16 protein-coding genes are annotated in these 18,206 nt (G+C 74.4%); 5 read left to right on the top strand and 11 right to left on the bottom strand.

Annotation, left to right across the window (positions count from 1 at the left end):
- Nucleotides 1-41: 41 nt before the first annotated feature.
- Nucleotides 42-1,043 (top strand): zinc-dependent alcohol dehydrogenase family protein, encoded by a 1,002-nt coding sequence (locus EIO00_RS16520; protein ID WP_140179935.1) that lies wholly within the window; start codon nucleotides 42-44, stop codon nucleotides 1,041-1,043.
- A gap of 9 nt (nucleotides 1,044-1,052) precedes the next feature.
- Here the strand turns inward: EIO00_RS16520 and EIO00_RS16525 are convergent, their stop codons facing one another.
- Complete coding sequence (locus tag EIO00_RS16525) at nucleotides 1,053-1,994, bottom strand: zinc-binding dehydrogenase (RefSeq protein ID WP_140179937.1); 942 nt, start codon at nucleotides 1,992-1,994, stop codon at nucleotides 1,053-1,055.
- Between the two features lie 93 nt (nucleotides 1,995-2,087).
- Between EIO00_RS16525 and EIO00_RS16530 the strand changes: the two genes are divergently transcribed.
- The 3 genes from EIO00_RS16530 to EIO00_RS16540 all read left to right on the top strand — a co-directional run bounded on the left by EIO00_RS16530 (nucleotide 2,088) and on the right by EIO00_RS16540 (nucleotide 6,444).
- Nucleotides 2,088-2,657 carry a GNAT family N-acetyltransferase gene (locus tag EIO00_RS16530; RefSeq protein ID WP_161602741.1) on the top strand — a complete coding sequence of 190 codons (570 nt, stop codon included), beginning with the start codon at nucleotides 2,088-2,090 and terminating at the stop codon, nucleotides 2,655-2,657.
- A 146-nt stretch (nucleotides 2,658-2,803) separates the two neighbouring features.
- Nucleotides 2,804-5,164, top strand: coding sequence for a vWA domain-containing protein (locus tag EIO00_RS16535; protein ID WP_140179939.1), 2,361 nt, complete (start codon nucleotides 2,804-2,806; stop codon nucleotides 5,162-5,164).
- Nucleotides 5,161-6,444 (top strand): ABC transporter substrate-binding protein, encoded by a 1,284-nt coding sequence (locus EIO00_RS16540; RefSeq protein WP_140179941.1) that lies wholly within the window; start codon nucleotides 5,161-5,163, stop codon nucleotides 6,442-6,444. Before EIO00_RS16535 ends, EIO00_RS16540 begins: the two co-directional genes overlap by 4 nt.
- An 11-nt stretch (nucleotides 6,445-6,455) precedes the next feature.
- Here EIO00_RS16540 and EIO00_RS16545 read toward each other — a convergent pair whose 3' ends face one another.
- From EIO00_RS16545 to EIO00_RS16560, 4 genes are read right to left on the bottom strand one after another with little or no spacing between them, the layout of a single operon-like run.
- Entirely contained in the window at nucleotides 6,456-6,878 is a 423-nt protein-coding gene (locus tag EIO00_RS16545; RefSeq protein WP_140179943.1) for a ChaB family protein, read from the bottom strand.
- Nucleotides 6,879-6,911: 33 nt separating this feature from the next.
- A complete protein-coding gene (locus EIO00_RS16550; RefSeq protein ID WP_140179945.1) occupies nucleotides 6,912-7,772 on the bottom strand; it encodes an inositol monophosphatase family protein in 861 nt (286 codons plus the stop codon).
- Nucleotides 7,769-9,571 (bottom strand): prenyltransferase/squalene oxidase repeat-containing protein, encoded by a 1,803-nt coding sequence (locus tag EIO00_RS16555; protein ID WP_140179947.1) that lies wholly within the window; start codon nucleotides 9,569-9,571, stop codon nucleotides 7,769-7,771. Before EIO00_RS16555 ends, EIO00_RS16550 begins: the two co-directional genes overlap by 4 nt.
- Nucleotides 9,568-10,494: a viperin family antiviral radical SAM protein gene (locus EIO00_RS16560; RefSeq protein ID WP_140179949.1), complete on the bottom strand. Its 927-nt coding sequence runs from the start codon at nucleotides 10,492-10,494 to the stop codon at nucleotides 9,568-9,570. The genes EIO00_RS16555 and EIO00_RS16560 overlap by 4 nt, the downstream gene beginning before the upstream one ends.
- Before the next feature lie 278 nt (nucleotides 10,495-10,772).
- Between EIO00_RS16560 and EIO00_RS16565 the strand changes: the two genes are divergently transcribed.
- Nucleotides 10,773-11,576 (top strand): universal stress protein, encoded by an 804-nt coding sequence (locus EIO00_RS16565; RefSeq protein WP_140179951.1) that lies wholly within the window; start codon nucleotides 10,773-10,775, stop codon nucleotides 11,574-11,576.
- Nucleotides 11,577-11,620: 44 nt separating this feature from the next.
- Here the strand turns inward: EIO00_RS16565 and EIO00_RS16570 are convergent, their stop codons facing one another.
- From EIO00_RS16570 to EIO00_RS16595, 6 genes are all read right to left on the bottom strand, one after another.
- Nucleotides 11,621-13,306 carry a solute symporter family protein gene (locus EIO00_RS16570; protein WP_140179953.1) on the bottom strand — a complete coding sequence of 562 codons (1,686 nt, stop codon included), beginning with the start codon at nucleotides 13,304-13,306 and terminating at the stop codon, nucleotides 11,621-11,623.
- Complete coding sequence (locus EIO00_RS16575; RefSeq protein WP_140179954.1) at nucleotides 13,303-13,788, bottom strand: DUF485 domain-containing protein; 486 nt, start codon at nucleotides 13,786-13,788, stop codon at nucleotides 13,303-13,305. The genes EIO00_RS16570 and EIO00_RS16575 overlap by 4 nt, the downstream gene beginning before the upstream one ends.
- Nucleotides 13,789-13,916: 128 nt before the next feature.
- Nucleotides 13,917-15,956, bottom strand: a complete 2,040-nt coding sequence (locus EIO00_RS16580) for a protein kinase domain-containing protein (protein ID WP_140179956.1) — start codon at nucleotides 15,954-15,956, stop codon at nucleotides 13,917-13,919.
- 212 nt (nucleotides 15,957-16,168) lie between these two features.
- Nucleotides 16,169-17,101 carry a Ppx/GppA family phosphatase gene (locus tag EIO00_RS16585; protein ID WP_140179958.1) on the bottom strand — a complete coding sequence of 311 codons (933 nt, stop codon included), beginning with the start codon at nucleotides 17,099-17,101 and terminating at the stop codon, nucleotides 16,169-16,171.
- Nucleotides 17,102-17,170: 69 nt separating this feature from the next.
- Nucleotides 17,171-17,938: an SDR family oxidoreductase gene (locus EIO00_RS16590; protein WP_140179960.1), complete on the bottom strand. Its 768-nt coding sequence runs from the start codon at nucleotides 17,936-17,938 to the stop codon at nucleotides 17,171-17,173.
- 122 nt (nucleotides 17,939-18,060) lie between these two features.
- A partial coding sequence (locus tag EIO00_RS16595; protein ID WP_277752889.1) for a PfkB family carbohydrate kinase occupies nucleotides 18,061-18,206 on the bottom strand: 146 nt, incomplete at its 5' end.

Genomic DNA, 18,206 nt, shown 5'->3' on the forward strand with positions numbered 1-18,206 from the left:
CGACAGCCGTCGATGCGGTGACGCATCGTTACGGTGGTGTCATGCGAGCGTGGAGCGTGACGTCTCCGGGACCGATGGCCACGGGGCCGTTGCAGCCGGTGGAACGGGAGCCCTCCGAACCGGGTGCGGGCGAGCTGCTGCTGCGGGTGCGGGCCTGCGGGGTGTGCCGGACCGACCTGCACGTGGCCGAAGGCGATCTCCCGGTGCGCCTGCCGGGCGTGACACCGGGCCATGAGATCGTCGGCGAGGTGGTGGCGGCCGGCCCGGGATGCCTGCACTCCCCCGGCGACCGGGTGGGGGTCGCGTGGCTGCGGTACACCTGCGGGTCGTGCCCGTACTGCCGGCGCGGCGCGGAGAACCTGTGCCCGCAGGCGAAGTACACCGGATGGGACGCGCACGGCGGCTACGCCGAGTACGCGATCGCGCCCGACGCCTACGTCTACGACCTGCCCGCCGGACGCACCGACGTGGAGCTGGCGCCGCTGTTGTGCGCCGGGATCATCGGCTACCGCGCGCTGCGCCGCGCCGAGCTGCCGCCGGGCGGCCGGCTGGGCATCTGGGGGTTCGGCGGGTCCGCCCATCTGACCGCGCAGATCGCGCTGGCCGAGGGCGCGGCGGTGCACGTGTTCACGCGCTCCCCGGCGGCCCGAAGGCTGGCGCTGGAGCTGGGAGCGGCCTGGGCGGGCGACTCCTTCGACCGCTCCCCCGCCCCGCTGGACTCGGCGATCGTGTTCGCCCCCGCCGGCGAGCTGGTGCCCGCCGCGCTGGAGCGACTGGACCGGGGCGGCACCCTCGCCATCGCCGGGATCCATCTGTCCGACGTCCCGACGCTGAACTACCAGCGGCACCTGTTCCAGGAACGGCAGGTCCGGTCGGTGACCGCCAACACGCGCGCCGACGGGCAGGAGTTCCTGCGGCTGGCCGGGCGGCTGCCGATCAAAGCGGCCACCGTCTCCTACGGCCTGTCCGACGCCGACAGGGCGCTGTCCGATCTGGCGGCCGACCGGGTCAACGGAGCCGCCGTGCTGATCCCCGAGCGCTGACCGCGGCGTTCAGACCACCAGCAGGGTCTTGCCGACGGTGGCGCGGGACTCGATCGCGGCGTGCGCGTCGGCGGCGCGTTCCAGCGGGAAGCGCTGCCCGATCACCGGGCGCAGCCGGCCCGCCGCCGCCTCCTTCAGCGCGTGCTCGGTGTAGGAGCGCAGCTCCCGCGGATCGGGCTCGGGCCGCAGGAGCGTGACACCGCGTTCGGCGGCCTCGTCCTCCTCCACAGGGGCCCAGCCGCCGCTGGCCAGGCCGTAGCTGATCATCCGGCCGCCGCGGGCGAGCAGGCCGAACGCGGCCCGCGCGATGTCGCCGCCGACCCCGTCGAAGACGACGTCCACCTCACCCGCCCGCCGCGTCCAGTCCGGCTCCCGGTAGTCCACTGCCGTCTCGGCGCCCAGCTCACGGGCCAGGGCGGTCTTGCGCGGACCCCCCGCCGCGGCCACGACGTGCGCCCCCTCGGCCCGGGCGAGCTGCACCAGCAGGGTGCCGACCCCGCCGGCGGCGGCCTCGACGAGCACCCGCTCGCCGGGCTTGATCGCGGCGTGCCGCACCAGCATGGTCGCGGTGCGCCCGTCGGCCAGCAGCGCCACCGCCTCATCCAGCGCCAGCCCGTCGGGCACCGGGAAGACCCCGACGGAGTCCACGGCGACCCGCTGCGCGTAGGCGCCGGAGCCCCCCGTGCTCGTGACGACCCGCGCGCCGACCAGGTCGGGGTCGACGCCGTCCCCCACCGCGACGACCACGCCGCCCACGCCGTTGCCGGGGATCAGCGGCGTCTCCACCGGCCCGAACGGCCCCTTCCCGGCACGGATCTGGGTCTCCACGAACGTGATGTTCACGAACGCCGTCTCGATCAGCGCCTGCCCCGGTCCCGCCACCGGGTCGGGCGCCTCGCCGGGCACCAGCACCTCCGGGCCGCCGGTCTCTCGCATCCACACCGCGCGCATTCGTCCCACCTCTCCCTGATCGGAATCGGGAACCAACCTGCGACCTCAAGCGCGCTCAAGGTCAACTCCTCCGCGCGGCGGTACGCTCGCCGCGTGCTGACACTGACCACCCGCCGCCTGCTGCTGGAGCCGTGGCAGGAGCGGCACGCCCCTCACCTGCTCCGGCTGGCCACCGACAGCCGGGTGATGCGCTACATCAGCACCGGCGTGTGGAGCCCCGGCTACGCCGCCCGCCGGCATGTGCAGGCGCTGCGGCACTGGGCCGACCACGGATTCGGCTGGCGCGCCGTCCACGACCGGCGGGACCGGTCGTTCCTCGGGCTGGTGTCGCTGATCCGTCCCGCCTCGCCGGTCGCCGGGATCCCCGAGCCCGCGTTGGAGATCGGCTGGTGGGTGGCGCCGGACGCGTGGGGCCGCGGGATCGCCACCGAGGCGGCCTCCGCGATGCTCGCCGAGGCGTTCGACCGGTTGGAGGCGGCGGCCGTGGTGGCCCGATTCCATGCCGCCAACATCGGCTCCGCCAGGGTCACCGCCAAGCTCGGTCTGGTGCCGGTCGGGGAAACCACCGGCCCGAACGGCGAGCCGATGCGGATCTGCGCCTTGACCGGCGCCGACTACCGGAGTGACCGGCCGGTGAAGGACGACCGGAAAAGGCCTGGGTGATACGACCGCATTTCAATGCAATCACGAAAATCGGCAGATTATGATCTGCGGGACACGGGCGGCATGATGATCGCCCTATGCTCGCTCGGGGATGTGCCGCCCGTTGACCACCGGTGAGGGCGGCACGGTCGCGGACCAGGAGCCTGATGGATCAAACGATCTTCATCGTTGACGTCCAGGGGTTCGGTTCGCCTGAACGCACCGCCGACGACCAGGAGAAGATCCGCCGGGGGCTGGAACGGGCGCTGCGGAAGGCGTTCGCCGACTCCGGTCTGAACTGGGACGCCTGCCACTACGAGGACCGCGGCGACGGCTGCCTCATGCTGCTCCCCCAGGAGCACCGCGAGCGCCTGGTCTGGCCGCTGCCCGGGCACCTGGCCAGGGAACTTCGCGAGCACAACGCCCGCCATCGGCCCGAGGCGCGGATCCGATTGCGCGCGGCGATCCACTTCGGCGACGTCACCAGGGACGGCCAGGGGTACAGCGGCAACGCCATCATCACCACCCGCCGGATGGTCGACGCCCAGGAGCTGAAGGAGGAACTGGCCGCCTCCTCCGCGCCGCTGGCGTTGATCGTGTCGGACTGGATATTCGAGAACGTCGCCCGGAAGAGCCACAACCACCAGCACCGCGACTATCGCCGGGTGACGTTCGACTTCAAGAGCGATCAGTCCGGCAACGCCTGGATCAGGCTGCCCGAGCCGCTGAATCGCGATGACGACTCCTCCCGCGACCGGTCGATCCCGCGGCCGTGGACACCGCCCGTCGGGCCGTTCACCCGGTCCGCCGGCGCCCTGGGCGTCGTGCTGCTACTCGTCCTGTCCCTCACTGCCGGGGGCGACGCCCGGCTCGGCGGATGCCCGCGCCCGCCCGCCGAGATCCGGGTGCTGGTCTCGGCGGAGAAGGAGAGCGTGATCCGGACGGTGTCCCGGGATTTCGAGCGGGTCTCCCGGGACGCCGACGGCTGCCCGACCGCGCACGTGCGGGTGGCGGCGGTGCCGTTCGCCGGCGCGGTGGACGACTCCCTCGCGCAGGGCTGGCTGGACGGGGACCAGGGCGAGGTGTCCGCCGAAGCCGACGTATGGCTGCCCGACTCCGGTCTGGAGGTCTCCCGGCTGCGGCGGCTGCTGGAGGACGGCCGGGCCCCGGGGGTCTCGGTGCACTCCCTCGGCTCCATCGCCCAGTCGGTCGTGGTGGCGGCGGCGCCCCGGCGGCTGGTCGAGAGGCTGGGGCTGGAGGCCGGCGCCTACCGCTGGGAGGACATGCTGGACTGGCCGCGGCGGCTCCCCGACGGGGTGTCCTTCGCCCGCCCCTCGCCCCGCTCCTCCAGTGTGGGGCTGGCCGCCACGGTCGCCCTGTACCGCGCGACGCTGAACGTGGGGGCGCTGACCGCCGAGACGATGGGCGCGGCGGGCGTGCCGCAGCGGCTGCACGCCGTCGAGCACATCATGACCCACGGCGACGAGGACCCGGTGCGGCTGCTGTGCGCGCTGCGGAACGCCCCGCCCGACAGCGAGCTGCGCCGCACCACGTTCCTGGTCTCCGAGAAGATCGCTCTGGACTATCGCGGCGGGGAGCCGCTGGGCGGGCGGTGCGGACCGTCGTCGACCGCCCCGGAGCTGGTGCCGCTGTACGCCGAGGACGGGGCCCCGCTGCTGGACCACCCGTTCGTGGTGATCGACCGGACGGAGCCGCCGCGCAGCCCGGCGCGCAGCGTGGCCATCGAGGAGTTCTACCGGTACCTGCTGAGCGATCAGGCGCGGCAGCGGTTGCGGCAGGCCGGGTACCGCGACCCGACCGGCGCCGGCCCCGACCGGGACTCGCCGGTGCCCTCCCGGCCGCCGGTGCGCGAGCAGTACGGCCTGTTCGACGACCGGGCTCTGCTGGAGACCTGGGACCGGGTGCGCCGTTCGGCCCGCGTGCTGCTGGCGATCGACCAGTCCCGCACGATGTCCGAGCCGTTCCCCTACCACAAGGGCACCCGCCTGGCGGCGGCGGTGGACGCGGTGTGGCTGTCGTTGCGGCTGGTCGGCGCCCGCGATGAGATCGGGCTCATGGGTTTCGCCGCCGATCTGTCCGGGAGCCGCGACCACCGGTTGCTGCTGCCGCTGGGACGGCCGACCACCGGGCATCGCAGGAACATGGAGCGCGCGCTGCGCGGGCTGCGCGCCGTGGACGCCGCCCCGTCGCTGCACGATGCGATCGGCGCCGCCGTGGACCGGCTGCGCGACGACGACGATGGACCGGACACCACGGACGCGGTCATCGCGATCGCCGACGGCACCGACCCGGACGGCCCCAGCACCGCCGCGCTGGCCGACCGGCTGGCCGCCGGAGACCCGGTGCGGTTGTTCGTGATCGCGTTCCGCGCGGACGGTTGCGCGTCGGGCCTGGACGAGGTGGCCCGCGACAGCGGCGGCGAGTGCTACGAGGTCGACGGGATGGCCGGGATGCGCCGCGCGCTGGACGGCATCGCGGCGGGGTTGTGGGGTGTCCCGCACTCATGACGTCCTCGAGCGGATCCACGGCGGCGGGCGTGCGCGCCCTGCTGTGCGCGATCATGGCGGTGGCGCTGGCGGCGGCCGGCTGCGCCCCGGCGGACGGCGGGCGCCGCGGGACGATCGTGTTCGCCGACGGCCGGGACACCAGCCAGGGTGCACAGATCAAGGCGCTGGTCAACCGGTGGAACGCCGATCATCCCGGCCAGTACGTGCGGATGGTGGAGCTTCCGGAGTCCACCGACGACCACCGCGCCCAGCTGGCCGCCCGCGCCCAGGACGCGGTGGCCGCCCCGTCCGCCGCGAACGGCTGCATCGACGTGATCGCCCTGGACGTGGTGCGGACCGCCGAGTTCGCCCACTGGGGGTACATCGAGCCGTTGGACCCGGACGAGTTCGATGGGAAGGAGTTCCTGCCGACCACGCTGGAGACCGGCCGGTACCGGGGGCGGCAGTACGGCATCCCGCTGCGCGCCGACGTGGGACTGCTGTACTACCGCAAGGACGTCCTCGACGCCGAGGGGATGCGCCCCCCGCAGAGCTGGGAGGAGCTGCGCCGCCAGGCGATGACGGTGGCGCCCCGGCACGGGCTGGCCGGATACGTCACCCAGCTCGACCGGTACGAGGGCTTCACCGTCAACGCCCTGGAGGCGATCTGGGCCGCCGGGGGGAACGTGGTGAACGACAAGGGCGAGGCGGTGGCGAACCCGGCCGAGGCCGTCCGCGGCTTCCAGCGGATCCCCCAAGGGCTGCGCGAGGGGTGGATCCTCGCGGATTCGGTCGACTACAACGAGGAGGGGGCACGGACCGCTTTCCAGGACGGCCGCGCCCTGTTCATGCGGAACTGGACGTACGCGTACCGGCTGCTGGGCGCCCAGGGCTCACCGGTGCTGGGCAAGTTCGGCGTGGCGCCGCTGCCGTGGCCGTCGGCGCTCGGCGGGTGGAACCTGGCGTTGTCGCGCTGCTCGCGCAACCGGGACACCGCCCGGGCCTTCATCCGCTACCTGACCAGCGAGTCCAGCGAGCGGGCGCTGTTCACCGGGGCGGGGTTCGCCCCCGCGCGGCGGGCCCTGTACGAGGATCCGACCCTGGTGCGGGCCTATCCGCATCTGCCGCAGATTCGCCGGACCGTGGAACGCGCCCGGACCCGGCCGGTCACCCCGGACTACGACTGGTTGTCGAACACCGTGCAGGAGCACCTGTACCCCACGCTGACCGATCCGTCGGCGGTGGCGCACCGGATGTCGGATCTGGTCGGGGAGCTGCGCGGCCCGACCTCCGCCGGATAGCCGCAGGTCGGTCAGGACCTGCGCGCCTTGGCGGTGCGCCGGCGGTTCTCCTTCTTGATCGCCTTCACCAGCTCGTCCTTGGACATCCGGGAGCGCCCCGGGATGTCCAGGCGCTTGGCGACCCGGTACAGGTGCTGTTTGCTGGCGTTGGCGTCGACGCCTTCGGCGCTGGGCACGGTGCGGGAACGCGAACGGGAGGCGGCGGCCCGTTCGTCGGAGGGGCCGGTGACCTCGCCCGCCTTCTTGCCACCCTTGGGCAGCCAGCGGTCGCCGATCTTTTCGAACATGTGCTTGAGCGCACCGAACGCGGTGCGGTGCGCGCGTTCGCCCTCGCCGTACTCCTCGACGGCCGAGTCGTGGGCCTTGGTCCAGGTCCGCTTGGCCTTCTCCGAGGAGCGCCGCACCGTGGACGGGAGCTCCTGGCGGCCGGGCATCTGCCTCTCCTTCCCTGCGACGACCTGCAGGGTCTACCCGGCCACGGCCCTCTCATGCGCAGGCCGGTGGAGCGCGTCATAGGCGCGGACCCGCTCCAGCAGCTCGGCGGCCAGGACGGGGCTGCGGGCGGCGACGAACGACACCGGCCGCTCGTGCATGGAGCGGCGCGCCGTCAGCGGTTCCCCGTCCATCCCGAGCACATGGCCGCCGGACTCGGCGACCAGGAACATGCCGGCGCACACGTCGAGCAGGGCGGCGTCCCGGCACACCATCGCATCCAGCGCCCCGCACGCGATGAGCGCCAGGTCCAGCGCGGGCGCCCACATGTTGACCACCCGCTTGCAGCGTTCGCTCATCCACCCGGCGAAGCCGTGACCCCAGGCGCGGCCGTCCTCGGCGTATCCGGTGACCAGGGACAGCGTCGCCCGGTGCAGCGGCACCGCGGCGGCGGGGACGGGGGCGGGCTCCAGCCGGCCGCCCCGCACGCAGTGCACGGTCCGGTCGGTCAGCGGGTCGGCGACGACCGACAGCACCACGTCCTCGTCGTGGAACAGGGAGATCGCCAGGGCGCAGTGCGCGATGCCGTACCCGAAGTTGTTGGTGCCGTCCAACGGGTCGACCGCCCACAGGAACTCCTCGTCCCCCCACCGGCCGAGCCCGTCCTCCTCGGCCACGATCCCGTAGCCGGGATAGGCGTCCCGAAGCTCGTCCACGATGACCTTCTGGGCGATGAGGTCGGCGGTCAGCTGGACGTCGTGCGCTCCCTTGTAGGCGTTGATGAACCGCTGCCCGAACTGGTCGCGGATGGCCGCGCCCGCCTCCGCGACGGCCCTGCGGGCGGCCGACAACTGCGACGTCCAGGCGGCGGCGTGTCCGTCGGTGATCACGTTCATGGGGGAGTCTCCCTGTCCCGGCCCCGGCTGCGCCTTATTCGATATTCCTCCGCCAGGACGGCCGGCGCCAGCGCTCCGAGCACGGTGACCAGCACCGTGGTCGCCCCGGCGAGCAGCTTGTCGCGTCCGGACGGGGACTGCAGATGCTCCAATACCCCGAGCTGGCCGAGGACCAGCAGCAGCACCGTCACCGTCAGCAGCGCCAGCCACATCGTGGTCATCCGGTGCCGCCAGGTGCGCCGGCGCTCGACGGCGCGGGCGTGGCCCACCAGCCCGCCCGACAGCCGGGCCAGGGCGGCCCGTTCGGCCTCGCGATGACGGCTGAGCACCAGCGGAGCCAGGTCGCGGGCGCCGGTGTCCAGCACCGTGCGCAGCGCGAACACCGCGCCGTGCACCGCCCAGATGGGGGTCACGTCGGGGGCGGTGAGGGTGGACCGCCAGCCGCCGCCGGGGCGTTCCAGATCCAGCAGCCGCAGCGTGGCCGACAGCACCACCGGGTGGCTCAGGTCGTACCCGCATTCGCACAGCGCGGCCAGCGCCCACGGGGTGGCGAAATGCCGGAAGTCCATGTGCACCGGCCGCTGCGGGTCGACCGGGGTGGTGAACGAGGTCGGCTCCCACGGCTCGGGCCGGTCGTGCCGGAACGTCCGCAGCAGGTATTCGCACCCGGACGCCACGGTGCGGTCGGTGGGCGGTATCCCGGCCCGGCACAGCGCCAGCAGGGCGGCCGCGGTGTAGGCGGGCGAGGAGGAGACGGTCCCGTCGTCGGCCGCGCTGGTGGCGCCCCAGCCGCCGTCCGGGCATTGGGCGGCCCGCAGCCACTGCACGCCCTGCCGTACCGCCTCGGTGCGGCCGTGGCAGGCCAGCATCCGCACCGCCCACGCGGTCGGGAACACCAGCGGGCGCCCCTCGTCCAGGCCGGTCGAGGCCCAGCCGCCCTGCCGCTGCCGGCGCTCCAGCCAGGCGAGCCCGCGGTCGACGGCCTCTTCGACGCCCGGGCCGCGGCGGGCCTCGTGGAACGCCCACAGGCAGGCGCAGGTGCTCTCGGTGATCGACACATCGGCGGTGCCGCCCACCAGCGACCACTTGATCTGCCAGCCGCCGTCGTCGTTCTGCATGCCGCGCAGCGTCTCCAGGCCGCGCTCGACCTGCTCGCCGGCGCGGTCGCGGGCGCCGTGCAGGCTGATCAGCACCCCGTGCGCGGTGGACATGGTGCCGATCGAGCCGCGTCGCTGCAGGTACTGATCCCAGCCCCAGCGGCCGGATTCGACGGTGCGGCGGCGTTCCACGAACGCCGCCGCCCGGTGCAGGGCGTCCTCGATCCGGCCGGCCAGTCCCGGCGCGCTCCGGGCGGCGCGATGCCAGTCGCGGGCGGCCTCGAAGTGCTCGGGGCGGTGCAGGTCGCGGCGGCGTGACCGCAGGTCGGCGACCGGCAGCGGCCGCAGGCCCGTCCGCCCCGCGTCATCGGGCGGGTCGCCGCGCAGCACCGCGGCGACCGTCAGGTGCGCCGCGCCGTCGTGCCGGTCGGTCCGCACGGCGGCGTCCAGCAGTCCCAGCGGCTCGATCTCCACGTCGAGATGCCGGGCGGCCAGCTCGCGCACCAGGGCGTTCAGCTCCTGCGGGTCGTGTCCGGGCGGGTCGCCGGCCGCCGTGAGGCGCGGAGGGGTCAGCCGGCCGCCGACGTCGTGCACCAGCATGTGCTCGCCGTCGGCGTCCAGCAGGACCAGATCGACCAGGACGGGTCGGGCGTCGGGCGATCCGCCGGGCGGGGCGGGCCGCCGGAGCTCGGGGACGCTCATCGGCCGCCCGATTCCTCGGCCGCGGCGGGCGCGGGAAGCGGCAGGCCGTACAGGCCGTCGCGGGCCAGGAACTTCTCCCGGCTGATCCGCACCTGGGAAATGGCGCGGTGCACTCCGACCTTCAGGATCGGCTCGCTGTAGGTGTACCCGCGCGGATCGACCGAGTCGAAGAACCGTCCGGCGGGGTCGAGGGCGGCGTAACTGCCGGGCATCACGTCGTTGTCCTCGGGAATCAGCCGGATTCCCGCCGACTCCACGCGGAGATTGCGGGAAACGAAGTCGGCGAACTGTCGGGGGGTGACCAACAACGGTTCGACTTTACCCGAGTTCTGCCCGGCCACGGGCAGCACCTGGAACACCTTCCACCGTTCCGGCCGGGCCGCGATGATGAAGTCGACCATGTCCTCGCGCCAATTGCGGGCGGTCACCACGGTGTTCACCTTGAGCCGGAAGCCCAGCTCGCGGATGCGACGGCACAGCGTCAGATACTCGGCGGGCGTCATGACGCGGCCCGCCGTGGCGCGGCCGAGCGCGCGCAGCGTCCGCGGGCGGGCGCTGTCGACGCTGACGGCGATCCAGTCCAGCACGCCGCGCAGCCGCTGCAGCATCGCCTCGTCCAGCAGGCTTCCGTTGGTGACCACCGAGGTGACCATGCCGAGCCGGTGCGCCAGCGTCACCAGGTCGACGAGCCACGGGCACAGCAGCGGTTCTCCGCCGGCGAAGGTGAGCTTGCGGAATCCCGCCTCGGCCAGCAGGGTCACGACCAGTTCGGCGTCGCGCCGCGGCAGATGCCCCTCCGGCAGCACGGTGCGCCGGACGTCACGGAAGGCGGCGAAACAGAATCGGCAGCTCATGTTGCACGGCTGCCACAGATGGAAGTTGACGGTCTCGACCGGCACCTGCGGGGAGTCGGATACAAGCACCGGCGCGGGCTCCCTGGGTGATGGCGGATTCGTCGCCGCCTGACGGCTGTGACCCTGACCACAGGATAAACACACCGAACGTCGCAGATCGAGGCTTCATCACAGAAATATCGTGTTGTGTGTCAAGTTACCGGTTCGCCGAGGCGGTGTTTCGGATTGCCCTCCCGCCGGCCGTCCGCGCCGTCCGGGAAAACCGTGTCACCTGCCACAAAGCGTGTTTACCGGAGTCGGTCGGCGGCGGGTGAATGACCGCGGGGCTCCCGGGAATGCCCTCCCGCATGATCGGTGCGCACGTGCTGGTCGGGTACGTCCCCGACCAGCAGGCCGACGAGGCGCTGGCGCTGGCCCGCGCCATCGTCGCGCTGACCGGCGGCCGGCTCACCGTCGCCGCCGTCCATCCGCCCGGCCGGGTCGGCGCGGCGGGCGAGGCGGCCGACACGCTGCGCCGGGCCGCGGCGGTGCTCGACGGGGAGCCCGCCGACTTCGTCGTCCAGGAGAGCCGAGGGGTCGGCCGCGGGCTGAGCGTGCTGGCCGGAAAGGCTGGGGCGGATCTGATCGTCATCGGCTCGGCCGGCGGAGGCGCCCGCGGACAGATCGCCGTCGGCGCCGTCGCCGACCATCTGCTGCACGCCTCCTCGGAAGCGGTGCTGCTCACCCCCTCCGGCCACCGTCCCCCGGAACGGCTGGAACGCATCACCGTCGGCTATGTGCACCGGCCGCAGTGCGACGAGGCGGTGGAGCGCGCCGCGATCGCCGCCGACCGGTTGGGCGTTCCGCTGCGGCTGCTGACCCTGGCCTTGGACGACGCCGACCGGGACGCGCTGCGCGACGACCTGGCGCTGGCGGTCCCGCTGGCCGTCGAGGCCGGCGGGCTGGACCCCGATGCGGTGCAGACCGAGCTGGCCCCGGGGCGCGACGTGGCCGCCGCGCTCGCGGCCGCCGAATGGCTGGACGGCGAGCTGCTGGTGTGCGCCAGCAGCGAGGACGCCGCCGTGCATCGGGTGTTCCTGGGCGAGACGGCGCTCAAGGTGCTGCGCGCCGCCCCCTGCCCCGTCGCCGTGCTGCCCCGCGGCCCGGGCTGACCCGGCGCGGATCCGGCGGGGCGGTCCGCCGGATCCGCGCCGGGTCAGCGCGCACCGATCCCGGTGAGGGAGCGGACCGACAGCTCCGCGTGCCGGGCGGGGTCGGCCTTCTCCCTGCCGAGCAGCGCTCCCGCGACCGCGCACAGGAACCCGAACGGGATCGACACCAGTGCCGGGTTCTCCAACGGGAACCAGTGGAAGTCCACCCCGGCCGGGAGCAGCGACAGGCTCCGCCCGGTGACCGGGTCGGTCTTGCCGGAGACCGCCGGGGAGAACGCCGCCAGCAGCAGCGCCCCCGCCAGCCCGCCGTAGATCCCGCACACCGCGCCGGTGGCGGTGAAGCGCCGCCAGCACAACGCCAGCACCAGCACGGGCAGATGCGCCGAGGCCGCGATCGCGAACGCCAGCGCCACCAGGAACGCCGCGTCCAGATTCCGGGCGAACACGGCCGTCGTCACCGCCGCCGCGCCGATCAGCGGCGCCGCCGCCCGGGCCGCCGCGACCTGCTGGGCCTCCCGGGGCCTGCCGTCCATCAGCGCATGCCCGAAGAGGTCGTGCGCCAGTGAGGTCGCCGAGGCGATCATCGGCCCGGACGCCGCCGCCGCGAGGGCGGTGAGCGCGATCGCCGCCACCAGCGCCGGCAGCGCCTCCCCGCCGGACGGGCCGCCCACCTGCCCGCCCAGCGCCCGGGCCAGCTGCGGCACCGCGGTGCCGCCAGCCGGATCCGCGGCGGCGACGGCCCGCGGGCCCACCAGGGCGGCCGCGCCGAACCCCAGCACCGACGTCATCAGGGAGAACACGCCGACCAGACCGATCGTCCAGTGCACCGACCGACGGGCGGCCCGGCCGTCGGGCGCGGTGAGGAGGCGGGCCACGACGTGCGGGAGCCCGACGGTGCCGAGCACCAGGGCCAGCGCCAGGCTGAGGAAGTCCAGCCCGGCGAGCAGGACGGCGGCCGGGTCGCCGTCCTCCTCCCGGCCGTGCCGCAGGCCGGGCTCCAGGAAGTCGTCGCCGTGCCCGCTGGCCTCGGCCGCCGCGCCGAGCATCGCCCCGGCGTCGAACCCGAACCGGGCCAGCACCAGCGCCGTCATCACCGCCGCGCTCGCCATCAGCAGCGCCGCCCCGAGGATCTGCACCCGGGTGGCGCCCTTCATGCCGCCGCAGGCGACGCAGCAGACCGTCAGCAGCCCGACCGCGACGACGGCGGCCGCACGGGCGGCGTCGGCGGACACGCCGCCGAGGGAGCCGCCGGAGTGCGCGCCGAGCAGCAGCGTCGCCAGTGCGCCCGCGCCGGCCATCTGCGCCAGCAGGCAGCACCCCGAGACGGTGAGGGTGGAGACGGCGACGGCGATGCGCACCGACGGCCGCCGCATCCGGTACGCCACCACGTCGGCCAGGGTGAACCGGCCGGCGTTGCGGATCTGCCGGACCAGCGGCAGGGTCAGCGTCCAGGCCGCCGGGAACCCGATCGCGTACAGGAAGCCGTCGTAGCCGGACAGGGCGATGATCCCGGCGACGCCCAGCAGCGAGACGGCGGACAAGTGCTCGCCGGCCAAGGCCAGCCCGTTCTGCGGGCCGGAGAAGGATCGGTCCCCGGCGAAGAAGCCCTCCGCGTCCCGGGCGCCGCGCCGCGCCCGGACGGCGACGCCCACGGTGATCACCGCGAAGGCCAGGAAGAGCCCCAGCGTCAGCACCCGCCCGCCGTCGTCCGCGGTGGCCGGGGGGTTCATCGGCTCGTGCGCCTCGGCACGGGGCGGCCCAGGTCGGTCCACTCCCCGGAGACCGCGTCGCGCCGCAGCCCGGAGACGGGCGAGGGCGAACGGCGCCGCGGGGCCGGGACGGCGGGCGCGCGCTCGGCGGCCGGCGGCCCCGGGGGCGTCGGCGGCACGACGGGCAGACGCGCGGTGGTCGCGCGCCCGGCCTCCGCCCGGAGCTCATCGGCCAAGGGGTCGAGGGCGAACCGCGTGTAGAGCGCGTGCAGCGCCGCCAGCAGCCAGGGGACGGCGAACTGCAGCAGCCCCAGCGTCAGTCCCGCGTTGAACTCCCCCAGCACCGGCCGCTCCATCAGCTCCCCGGCGAACGCCGACAACAGCGCGTACGCCAGATACCAGCCCAGCGCCAGCACGGCCGTCATCAGCGTGAGCGCGCGGTGCCGCACCCGCAGCGCCCGGAACCGGTCGTCTCGTGCGATGGCCGCGTAATCGACCGTCATGCGTCTCCCCCCTGTGGCCTGGCGCCCCCGGACCGAACACTCCTCTATGAGATCAGAGCATCACGGAGCGTACGAACGGTTCGCGGAAACGATCGGGGTCCCGGGACGGGGCGGCCGGCCCGGCGGGATCAGGACCAGGCGGGATGCCCGACTCCGGGCGGTCCGAGCGGGCGGGCGCCGGCCTCTCCCTTCTTGACCGGCACCGCGTAGATCTGCGGGGTGGCGATCGGACCGCGCACGAACGCCAGCCACTTCCCGTCCGGAGACCAGGTCGGGTCCATGTCGTGCGCGGGGTCGGCGGTGAGCCGCCGGAGGTTCGAGCCGTCGGCGTCGATCACGGCGATGTCCGCGGCCTTCCCCTCGCCGTTCATGAGGGTGAACGCCAGTTCATCGCCGTCCGGCGACCACGCCGGGTCGGCGGCGCCGTGGGGGGCGTCGGTCAGCTTGGTCCAGCCCTTGTCGGGCTTGTCGGGGTCCAGGCAGTAGATCTGGCGGGTGCCGTCCCGTCTGCTCCAGAACGCGATCTTGCCGTTCGCGGACCAGGCGGGGTCGTCCTTGGCGGCCTCGTCGTGGGTGAGCTGGACGGTGCGTCCGGTGGCCACCTCGCTCACGTGGAGCTGCGGGACGCCGTCGACCTTCACCATCGCCGCCAGACGCCGGCCGTCGGGTGACCAGGCCACGCGGCTGCGCGGCACGACCCCCGGCCCGACGCGGCGGAGCCCGCTGCCGTCGGCGTTCATGACCCAGACCTCGGAGGCGTCGGCGCCCGGTCGCCACCGGGTGAAGGCGATCCGGTCCCGGTCGGGGGACCACCGCGGCAGCACGTCGCACCCCTCGCCCTGGAGGATCGGCCGGGCCTGGGCGACGGTCGGGCCGGGTGTCAGCCGGCCCACCCGGGCGTGGCACTCCTCGGCCCAGCCGGGCGCGAAGTCGATCCGGACCAGCATCGGGTCGTCCGGCGGTCCCGAGGAGGCGGTCTCGCCGCCGTCGCCGTCGGGGATCAGGATCGCCGCCGCCAGTCCGGCCGCCGCGATCAGCGCGCCGGCGACGAGGGCCGGGATCCGGCGCCGCGGCGGGCGCCCGGCGTCCCCTTCTCGGCCGGCGGGCGCGGTGGGCTCGGCCGACGGCGAGGGGTCGGTGTCCGGACGGGGTTCGGGAGGCGGCGGCTGCGGGGAGGGCGCCGGCCGGGTGTCGGCGACGGTCGCCGCGGCCTGACGCCCGGTCGCGGTCTGCACGGTCTCGGGGTCGGCGGCGGTCTCGCCCGCGGGCGCGGACCGTTCCTCCTCCTCGGGCGGCGTGCCGCCCCACGCCTCGGCCACGGTGCTGGCCGCCGCCGACTCGCCGCTCCCGCCGACCAGCGACAGCAGCAGCTCCTGCGCGGTGGGGCGGGCGGCGGGGTCCTTGGCCAGGGCGCGGCGCACCAGCGAGGCCAGCGGCTCGGGCAGCGTCCCCACCTCCGGCTCGGCGTGCACCACGCGCGCCGCCATCACCTGGAAGGTGCCGTGTCCGAACGGGTTGCGGCCGTTCCCGGCGAACGCCACCAGGCAGCCCCAGGCGAACACGTCCGCCGCGGGGGTGACCGGCCGGTTGAGGATCATCTCCGGGGCGATCCATCCGGGACTCCCGATGACCTGTCCGGTCCGGGTGTGGACGTCGGCCGCGTCCAGCGCCCGCGCGATGCCGAAATCGATCACCCGGGGTCCGGAGAGGGACAGCAGCACGTTGCCGGGCTTGAGGTCGCGGTGCACCAGGCCGGCCGAGTGGATCGCCAGCAGCGCCGCGGCCACCCCCACGGCGACGCCGTGGAGCTGCCCGGGGGTGAGCGCCCCGTGCTCGGAGACATGCTGCAGCAGCGACGGCCCCTGGATGTACTCGGTGACCAGGTAGGGGCGGCCGTCGTCCTCACCGTGGTCGAGCACCTGCGCGGTGCAGAACGACGCCACCCGCCGGGCGCTGCGCACCTCGTCGCGGAACCGTGTCAGGAACGCCCCGTCCCCGGCCAGCTCGGGCCGGATCACCTTGACCGCCACCGGCGGCCCGCCCGGCCGGCGGCCGAGGTAGACCGTCCCCATGCCGCCTTCGCCGAGCCTGGCCTCCAGCGCGTACGCGCCGATGCGCCGCGGATCGTCTGGACCGAGCGCCCGCCCGCGCCGCCGTCCGTCGTCCATGGTCGATCCGCCTCTCCGCCCGGGCCCGGGAGCCGTCCGCCGCCCGCCCGGCGCACAGCGGACCAAGCGGACGATATCGGTGTTTGCCGTCACATCGATAGATGTGTCGGACCCTCCGTTGGTTCACGAGCGCCCGCAGGCCGGGCCGGCCGGGGGCGCCCGCCGCGCCTCCACGCGGGAGCCGGGCGCCGCCTGCGGAGAGGGCGGCGCCTTCAGCGGTCGGCGGAGATGGCGTCCAGACGGCGCAGGATGACGCCCTCCCGCAGCGCCCACGGGCACAGCTCCAGCTCACCGAGCCCGAACAGGTCCATGGCGGCGTCGGCGACGATGGCGCCGGCCGGCAGCAGCGGGGCGCGGCTCTGGGAGACCCCGGGCAGTTCGGAACGTTCCCGTGCGGTCATCCGGGCCAGCTTCTCGCTCCACCCGATCAGGTCCTCGTGCCGCAGCACCCGCTTGACCAGCGGGCCTTCGGCGGAGGGGGCGGCGCCGGCGATGCGGGCGAGCTGCTTGAAGGTCTTGGAGGTGGCCACCGCGTGATCGGGCGGGCCGTACCGGGCCACCTCGCCGACGTGGCGGGCGATCTCGGCGCGCACGTAGCGGCGCAGCTCGCGCAGCCGCTCGGGGTCCGGCGGGTCCCCGGCCAGCCGGTCGCGGGTCAGCCGGCCGGCCCCCAGCGGCAGCGAGATCGCCACGTCGGGGGCCTCGTCGATGCCGGAGGCGATCTCCAACGAGCCGCCGCCGATGTCGATCACCAGCAGTCGTCCCGACGACCAGCCGAACCAGCGGCGCACCGCCAGGAACGTCAGCCGCGCCTCCTCCTCGCCGGGCAGCACCTGCAGACCGGCCCCGGTGGCGGCGTTGACCTCGGCGAGCACCTCCTCGCCGTTGGCGGCGTCGCGCACCGCGGAGGTGGCGAACGCCAGCAGGTCCTCCACCCCCTTGTCCTCGGCGATGCGCAGCGCGTCCCGGACGAAGGACGTCAGCAGCCGGCGGCCCTCCTTGCTGATCCGGTCGCCGTCCAGCAGGTCGGCGAGCCGCATCTCCTCCTTGTGGGAGTAGGCGGGCAGCGGCCGGGCGCCCCGGTGCGCGTCCACCACCAGGAGGTGCACGGTGTTCGAGCCCACGTCCAGCACGCCGAGTCGCATGATCTCGACGGTATCGAACCGGTGCGGCGCGGTGATCCACCGGACGGTCACACCGAGGGCGCCTGAAGGTCACACGGTGGTGCCCAGCCCGCCGTCCACCGGGATCACCGCCCCGGTCACGTACGCGCCGGCGCGGCTGGACAGGTAGATCGCCACCCCGGCCATGTCGTCGGGCCGTCCGATGCGCCGCATCGGCGCCGCCGCGGCGATCTGCTCCCCGAAGGCCTCCAGCGTGGCGGCCATCATCTTGGACTCGAACGGTCCGGGCGCGACGGCGTTCACGGTGATGCGGCGGGGCCCCAGCTCGCGGGCCAGCACCCGGGTCATGTGGTGCAGGGCGGCCTTGCTGGCCGAGTACGCGTAGGTCGGCAGCAGCGGGACGTGCAGCCCGTCGATGCTGCCGACGTTGATCACGCGGGCCGGGTCGTCGTGGGTGGCGGCGGCCTCCAGCATCGGCAGGAACGCCCGGGTCAGGAAGAACGGGGCCTTGAGATTCAGGTCGAGCACCTTGTCCCACGCGAAGGCGGGATACTCCTCCAGCGGCGCGCCCCAGGTCGCGCCCGCGTTGTTGACCAGGATGTGCAGGGCCTGCTCGCGCTCGCCGATCTCACGGGCCAGCCGCAGGCACTCCTCCTCGGTGGACAGGTCCGCGGGGATGGCGCTGACCTCGCCGTATTGCGACAGCTCCTCGGCGGCCTCGGCGCAGGCGTCCGGCTTGCGGGAGCTGATGTGCACCCGCGCCCCGGCCTGCAGCAGTCCGCGGGCCATCATCATGCCGATGCCCCGGGTGCCCCCGGTGACGACGGCGACCTTCCCGGTCAGGTCGAACAGGTCCACGCTTCCCTCCCCTGATCGCAGACGGAACGTTCCCGGCATTGTGGACCATCCGCTCCTCCTGTCGGCGCCCGGGGCGGCAGGGGCGGCCCTCCCCGGAGTCGACGGGCGCCGGGGAGGGCCGGTCAGGGCAGGTCGGCGGGCGTGGGGAAAGAGGGCTGGGCGCCCGCGCGGCGGACGGCGGCGGCGCCGACGCGCACGGCCAGCCGGGCGGCGGCGACCAGGTCGTCGCCGCGGGCCAGCCGCAGGCACAGCGCGGCGGTGAACGCGT

It is taken from the genome of Thermomonospora catenispora (genome assembly GCF_006363815.1).
In the GTDB taxonomy this organism is placed as follows: Bacteria; Actinomycetota; Actinomycetes; order Streptosporangiales; family Streptosporangiaceae; genus Thermomonospora; species Thermomonospora catenispora.